Below are 7,091 nucleotides of genomic sequence, written 5' to 3'. Positions count from 1 at the left end.
CGTTTGCGGGCTGTTCTTGAAGCGTTATTCACGGGTCGGCAGACAGTCATCGAGTTGACTTGCTTTCCCTACATTCTGAATGCGTCTTTATGATTTTGAATTAGTATTATTCTGTAAAATATAAAATGCTGCTTCTAGTGGCCCTTTATATTTTATTACGGTTTCTAGTACTGGTTCAGCAAATTTCGTAGTATCAACTTTATCAGTATACAGTATAAAAGGCGCATGGCAGTTTAATTGGATAGTATCTGCTATCCGAATTATTTTTTTTAATGGAGTTTGCAGTTTTTGCACGTACTCTACTACAGGGTTATCGCTAAACGATCCGTGGTTCCCTAAATAAACCTCCCCAAAGGGATCACTTAAACTGGCAAAAGAACTTGGCCGTTTATCTGAATCTATATAACCATAAACTATTTGATCAACAGATATATTTATACTTGATTTCTCGGAAAATACATAAAATAAAGCTGGCTCTAAGAATGTTCGATCATCCTCATAGGAAAGTCGTTCAAAGCACGCAGGATAGTGCTCATACAAGAGTAATCGGATAGTATCCGCTAATTCAATCTGATTAGCTTGAATCAGATCAATGTCAATCTTTAAACATAGTATCTCGTTAGTTATATTTTTCAAGTTCTTCATAAATAAACTTATTAAAATCAATAGATTTAACCTTAACTATGGATTCTATCGCTTGAAAAAATTCCTCATCTGACCTCCCGGTTTCTAGTAATTTTTTCACTCCTTCGAAGCCTTGTTTATCCTCAACTATTTTACATAATAAACCTCCGATAGAGTATTGGAAATTTGTTTCGCCATCAATCCCATCTAATGAAGATAAATTATTGAAGTTTACAGGATGCAGTTTAACATATTTTGTTACTTTACGCAAATGAAATTCTAAGGGTTTATCTACACTACCTCCCAAGTAAGTAGCAATACCTTCATTAAAAATTTCATTAATATTAGTACCATAAATTTTATTAACATATAAATGAATCAACTCGTGGGAATACCATTCACTGTTATTACCAGCATAAATTGTATTATTGAAAATATCAGCTAGACCACTTATTTGATTTGGGTAAGCCATTGAGATCTCAAAGTCAAACCCTTTTAAGCGCTGGACTTCCTTATTATTCTCACACAGATAGTATGTTACGGAAATAGGATTTACGGAAAACTTTTGGGCAATTTTAGTATTTTCTAAAGCAAATTTATGGCACAATGGAATATCTAAATTTCTTCTTTTAGGATGGTAATAGTTAATCATATCTACCTTATGTTGATTAAAACTATTTTTAATATTTCGATCTAACATTGACATTAACCTCCATTTTCCATTTTCTTTTACGACTTCAACATTTATAATTGCAGAGACGCGACTAAAATTATTATCTTTCTCTCCATTAGCAAATAAGGTTTTTATGATATATGAGCTATCCTCCTTTTCAACAGACAGAATAGTTGGTTTATAAAATTTTTTTTGATTATAAAAGACTGAGTGATTAACTCGCTTATAGAAATAATCCGGCACATTCCTTTTGCTGTATTCTCTTGAGGCCCAGTAGGGATTAAATTGATATAAAGAGTCCTTTGTAGATAAATAATCTTGCCAAACGGACAAAACCTGCTTTACTTCTGGCTCTTCTTCGTTAATCACCGATGGATTAACAAATAAAATCTGGCTTTTGTGATTTACTGTAGATTGAGAACATGCTACGAACCATGATAGCAGTAATATTAAGCTGAAGTATATATTCATTAGTTACATAATCAAATTGAGTAATCAAGCAAATTTAAATTAGGCAAAAACACAGAGTTGAAGAGAGTATAGAGTTTAATTTGTTATTTTAACCACCTAAAGTTTTTCCCTTTTAACTCTGGATTAGATTAATTTTACTTAATTATTTAAAAGCCCTAATTCAATAGTAATCAAATTAGGGCTTTCAAATAATTAGATACTTTTTCCGGGCTTTGCTACTCGCGTACCATCTGCTGGCATTGTTGCATCTCCACATGACCCTACATGGCATGCCTCGGTTACTCCCCCCTTGATGGCCTCTACATTCGCTACTACATTTGCTTTGGCTTTCAAGTCAGCCAGTGATAAACGGTTCATTCGGTTTAGACCTCTACTTTCCGCAACCACACCAACGGGTTGCTTCGCTTCGGCACAACAAAGGTGACGAGGCAACATCGAAAGTCTCTTTCGAAATCGGGCAATTGCTTTCGAGACGGTTAAGTAAGTATAAAGTCACTTTATACTTACTTAACCGTCTCGAAAGCAATTGCCCGATCAGTTCAGGTCTTCTCAGTAGATGGCACCTTATCTACTCTGTTCATCCAATAACCCTATGTCTAATAAATCATTGGTAATTAACATACGAAAGGTCCGCGAGTCGAAAAACATGAAACAAGAATACGTTGCTGAACTCATTGGTGTCAGTCCGGCAACGTATTCAAAAATTGAAAATAATAAAACCCGCTTATCAGCCGTAAGACTTCAACAGATTGCTGCCGTTTTGCAGGTGCCGCTCACCTCGTTGCTCGCCGATAATACCACTGCTGGCACAACGGCCGATGCAGCCACCCTTATAGCCTTCCAGAAACAGCAACTATTGGAACGGGATAAAACGATATTTGAACTTGAACGGGAACGTGACCAAAACGTTGAACGAGAGAGACGGTTGCTGAATTACATAAAAATGCTGGAACAGCAAGTAACCTGATGGATCTTGTGCATCAACCTGTTAAGGATTGGGGTTAGCAAGGTGGCTACTTACTGCCGAAAACCCGCTTTAACAGATCAGACACGCGGGCAGCCGGGTTCTCCCGTATTTTCTGCTCCTCCTGTGCTACCAGCAGAAACAGTCCGTCGACCGCTTTGCCCGTAGCATACTGGGTTAGGCTGGGATTTGCCTTTTGTACAAACGGTAGTTTGTTATAGGTCGTTACTAGATCCGTATAGTAGCGCGTTGCGTTGTTTTTCTTCAAGGTGCTATCAATGATGGGCGTAAATTCGGTCACCAGCTGCTGACCCGACGTCCGGCGCAGGTATTGGGTAGCCGCATCGTTCTGGCCGCGCAGAATACCCACCGCGTCGCCAATACTCATCGACGTAATGGCTTTTATAAATACGGGTTTAGCTACTTTAGCCGCATCCTCGGCAGCCCGGTTCATGGATAATTCGAACTTGTCGACCTGAGCACCCAATCCGATCTGACGCAACCGGGCAGCTACTTTCTGCGCTTCGGGTGGAAAGGCGATCCGGAGCAGCGGATTTTTGAAATAACCATCTGTAACCGATGCTTTGTCGGCTCCTTTGCTGATCCCGATACGCAGCGCTTCTTTTAAACCGGACGCAATATCATTGCTCGACAGATTGCCCGATGTGCCACTGCCGTTAGGCTGGGTTACAGCCTCCAGCACTTTACCGAAGAAACCACCGGACGACTTTTTTTGGGTTGAATCCTGTGCCTGAAGCGTGGTGGCCAGTGATAGGGCTACCAGGCTTGCGAGTAATGTCTTTTTCTTCATCTTAGATAATTCAGGTTAACCAATACCTAACGGCCAACAGGCCTAAATCGTTTTTTCGTACTTTTGACCATACTTAGTGGCGAATGTAAATTGCCTGATGAATAAATAGTTGTTTATCAGCCGTGGAAGGGCACCAAGCCCTATTCCTGTTACACGATCCCTGTCAGAACACCTATGACCAACACCATCCGTGCCGAAGTGATCACCATCGGCGACGAAATTTTATTCGGCCAGATTACCGATACCAATACCCAGTGGATCGGCACCGAGTTAACGAATATCGGCATCCGTATCACCCGCAAATCTTCCGTTGGGGACCAGACCGATGCGATCCTTCAGATTCTCAACGAGGCCCACCAGCGCGCCGAGGTTATTATCATCACGGGTGGCCTGGGACCTACCAAAGACGATATCACCAAGAAGACACTCTGTACGTATTTCGGTGTCGGGATGGTGCGGAATGAAACGGCGCTGGCCTTGGTAACGGGCTTCTTCGAAAAGCGCGGGCGCGAAATGACCGACCTCAACCGGGGTCAGGCTGATCTGCCCGCCAATGCCCAGTACATCCAGAACGATTGGGGCACGGCCCCCGGCATGTGGTTCGAGCACGACCGGGGCGACGGTCGGCAGTGTATTTATATATCGCTGCCGGGGGTGCCGTTTGAAATGAAGCACCTGATGACGAACCGTATTCTACCCAAACTGCAGAACACGTTCGCATTGCCCATCATCCGGCATAAGATGATACGGACCATTGGTATTGGCGAATCATTTCTGGCCGAACGAATCGAAGCCTGGGAAGATGCCTTGCCCAGCCACATTAAACTGGCCTACCTCCCCCATTTCGGACAGGTTCGGTTGCGGCTTACCGCTACCGGCACAGACGATGCACTAATCGATCGCGAGCTGGCCGAGCAGACAGCGCTGGTTATGCCACTCATCCAGAAACATGTGTTCGGCTTTGATAATGACGAACTGGAAACGGTTGTCGGTCGCCTGCTGACCGACAAGAACATGACGCTGGGTATCGCCGAAAGCTGTACGGGCGGATACGTATCCGCCCAGATCACGAAAGTACCCGGCTCATCGGCCTACTTCCAGGGAAGCATTGTCAGCTACAGCAACGACGTTAAGGTAAAGCAGTTAGGCGTTTCACCCGAGATCCTGTCGCAGCACGGAGCGGTTAGTGAAGAAACGATTCGGGCAATGGCCGAGGGCGTTCGCCACGCCATGGGCACCAGCGCCGGTATTGCTACCAGTGGTATTGCCGGACCCGACGGCGGCACACCGGACAAACCCGTTGGCACGGTCTGGATTGCCTGCGCCACCGCCAACCGCACCGTTACGCGGCTGCTTACCCTGGGCCAGTACCGCGATCAGAACATTCAGCTCACCGCCACGTATGTCCTGAACATGCTGCGGGAGGAAATCTTAAACCAGTAATGGGTGATGAGTTATGAGCGATAAGCGTCCCATAACTCATCACCCATCGCTCCTAATTCATCACTACAAATGGCACTCATCGACATGGTCATGCCCAAAATGGGCGAGAGTATAATGGAATGTACGGTTATCGGGTGGCTCAAACAGCCCGGCGACCGGGTCGAAGCCGACGAATCGGTGCTGGAGGTAGCTACTGACAAGGTAGATACCGAAGTACCGGCCCCGTATAACGGCATCCTCAAAGAAATTCTGGTAAAGGACGGTGACGTGGTGGCTGTGGGTGCGCCCATTGCCCGGCTTGAAACCGAAGAGGCCGTATCGGGCGATACGCAGTCGGCTCCGGCCCCGCCTGCCCCGGCTACCGTACCCGACTCTACGCCCGTCAACGCCGATCAGACGCCGATGGGTATTGGGGATGTGGCTAATGTGCCGGCGGAGACCGAACCGGAATCAATAGACGAATTGGCCGAAGTCAAAGCCGCCCAAGAGCTGGAAGCCAGCATTTCGACGCTCAGTAGCCGAAGTGCGCCCATGGCCGACAAAGCGGTAGCTGCTTCACCAACCCAACTGGCAGAAAGTCCTGCCACTTTCTCCGACCGTTTTTATTCACCCCTGGTTCTGAATATTGCCAGAGAGGAAGGTATCTCGCGCGATGAACTCGACCGGATTATTGGGTCGGGTGCGGATAACCGGGTCACGAAAAAAGATATGCTGGCCTACGTTATCGACCGGGCCGAAGGACGGGTGGCCCCCGTTGCCGCCGTGCAGATACCCCCGTCAACACCCCCGCCATCCGGAGCCACCCCACGGGTCTCTCCGCCCAAATCAGAGCCGCCCGTCAATGGCAGTGCTTCGGGCTCCATCAATGGGCAGTCCGACATTATCCAGATGGACCGGATGCGTAAGATGATTGCCCAGCGCATGGTGGAGTCGAAGCAAATTTCTCCCCATGTAAGTTCATTCGTCGAGGCCGACATGACGCCCGTTGTACAGTGGCGGGCGCGGATCAAGGATCAGTTCAAGCAGCAGACTGGCGAGAACCTGACCTATACGCCTATCCTGATCGAAGCCATTGCCCGGGCCATCAAGGACTTCCCAATGATCAACGTGTCGGTGGATGGCGATACGATACTGGTAAAAAAACAGGTGAACGTTGGTATGGCGGTTGCGCTGCCGAGCGGCAATCTGATTGTGCCGGTCATTCACAACGCCGATCAGTACAACCTGGTGGGCCTGACCAAAAAGGTAAACGATCTGACAAAACGCGCCCGGGAAAACAAGCTCACCGCCGATGATCTGGCGGGGGGCACCTATACGATCTCGAATATAGGCACTTTTGGCAACCTGATGGGAACCCCCATTATCCTGCAACCACAAGTCGCCATTATGGCCTTTGGCGCTATCGTCAAGAAACCGGCCGTTATCGAAACCGCTGACGGTGATTTCATCGGTATCCGGCAGTTGATGTTCCTGTCACATTCCTACGACCACCGCGTTGTAGACGGTTCACTGGGCGGGCAGTTTGTCCGGCGCGTAGCCGATTACCTTGAAAAGTTTGATATAACCCGATCGTTATGAAAAAACGCATTGCCATCGACATGGACGACGTCATGGCCGACACCCATACCAAATTTGCTCATCTTTATTTGGCAGGCGATATGCCCCGCTACAACCTGGACGAGTTGAAAGAAAAGTCATTCCACGAATTATTCGATGAAGATGAATATAAGGCCCTCTCGCAACGGGTCTTTGAGCCCGGATTTTTTCGCGATATTCCAGTTATGGAAGGTGCCCAGCAAGTTATCAGCGACCTGATGGTAACCTACGATGTGTATATTGCCACAGCGGCTCAGGAGTTTCCTAACTCTCTCCGCGAGAAGTGGGATTGGCTGCAGGAACATTTCCCTGCTATCACCTGGCACAACTACGTATTCCTGGGCGACAAGAGCATCCTGAATACCGATTTCCTGATTGATGATCTGCCCCGTAACCTGCGAACGTTTCAGGGGCAGGGCCTGCTCTTCGACGCGCTTCACAACCGGGAGGACAGCGAATTTCAGCGGGTAAAATCGTGGGAAGAGATTGCAAAGGTGCTGCTTTAGATG

Annotated in this window: 7 protein-coding genes; 4 read left to right on the top strand and 3 right to left on the bottom strand. The window is 47.0% G+C overall.

The window, feature by feature from the left end; translation table 11 throughout:
• Nucleotides 1-87: 87 nt before the first annotated feature.
• Together FH603_RS25325 and FH603_RS25320 are read right to left on the bottom strand one after the other, a co-directional pair.
• Nucleotides 88-645: a hypothetical protein gene (locus FH603_RS25325; protein WP_186741543.1), complete on the bottom strand. Its 558-nt coding sequence runs from the start codon at nt 643-645 to the stop codon at nt 88-90.
• The gene (locus FH603_RS25320) at nt 620-1,666 is read right to left on the bottom strand and encodes a hypothetical protein (protein ID WP_186741541.1); all 1,047 of its coding nucleotides are present in this window, start codon (nt 1,664-1,666) and stop codon (nt 620-622) included. The genes FH603_RS25325 and FH603_RS25320 overlap by 26 nt, the downstream gene beginning before the upstream one ends.
• 694 nt (nt 1,667-2,360) lie before the next feature.
• Here FH603_RS25320 and FH603_RS25315 point away from each other — a divergent pair.
• The gene (locus tag FH603_RS25315) at nt 2,361-2,735 is read left to right on the top strand and encodes a helix-turn-helix domain-containing protein (protein WP_186741539.1); all 375 of its coding nucleotides are present in this window, start codon (nt 2,361-2,363) and stop codon (nt 2,733-2,735) included.
• A 46-nt stretch (nt 2,736-2,781) separates the two neighbouring features.
• Here FH603_RS25315 and FH603_RS25310 read toward each other — a convergent pair whose 3' ends face one another.
• Nucleotides 2,782-3,543 (bottom strand): DUF4197 domain-containing protein, encoded by a 762-nt coding sequence (locus tag FH603_RS25310; protein ID WP_186741537.1) that lies wholly within the window; start codon nt 3,541-3,543, stop codon nt 2,782-2,784.
• Between the two features lie 174 nt (nt 3,544-3,717).
• Between FH603_RS25310 and FH603_RS25305 the strand changes: the two genes are divergently transcribed.
• The 3 genes from FH603_RS25305 (at nt 3,718) to FH603_RS25295 (ending at nt 7,088) form a co-directional block, all read left to right on the top strand.
• The gene (locus FH603_RS25305; RefSeq protein WP_186741535.1) at nt 3,718-4,986 is read left to right on the top strand and encodes a competence/damage-inducible protein A; all 1,269 of its coding nucleotides are present in this window, start codon (nt 3,718-3,720) and stop codon (nt 4,984-4,986) included.
• 69 nt (nt 4,987-5,055) lie between these two features.
• Nucleotides 5,056-6,564, top strand: a complete 1,509-nt coding sequence (locus FH603_RS25300; RefSeq protein WP_186741533.1) for a dihydrolipoamide acetyltransferase family protein — start codon at nt 5,056-5,058, stop codon at nt 6,562-6,564.
• Nucleotides 6,561-7,088: a 5' nucleotidase, NT5C type gene (locus tag FH603_RS25295; RefSeq protein WP_186741531.1), complete on the top strand. Its 528-nt coding sequence runs from the start codon at nt 6,561-6,563 to the stop codon at nt 7,086-7,088. Before FH603_RS25300 ends, FH603_RS25295 begins: the two co-directional genes overlap by 4 nt.
• The last annotated feature ends 3 nt before the right edge of the window (nt 7,089-7,091 follow it).

The sequence above is a fragment of the Spirosoma utsteinense genome (genome assembly GCF_014282275.1).
Classification (GTDB): Bacteria; Bacteroidota; Bacteroidia; order Cytophagales; family Spirosomataceae; genus Spirosoma; species Spirosoma utsteinense.
This window is presented reverse-complemented; position numbering and strand designations above follow the sequence as displayed.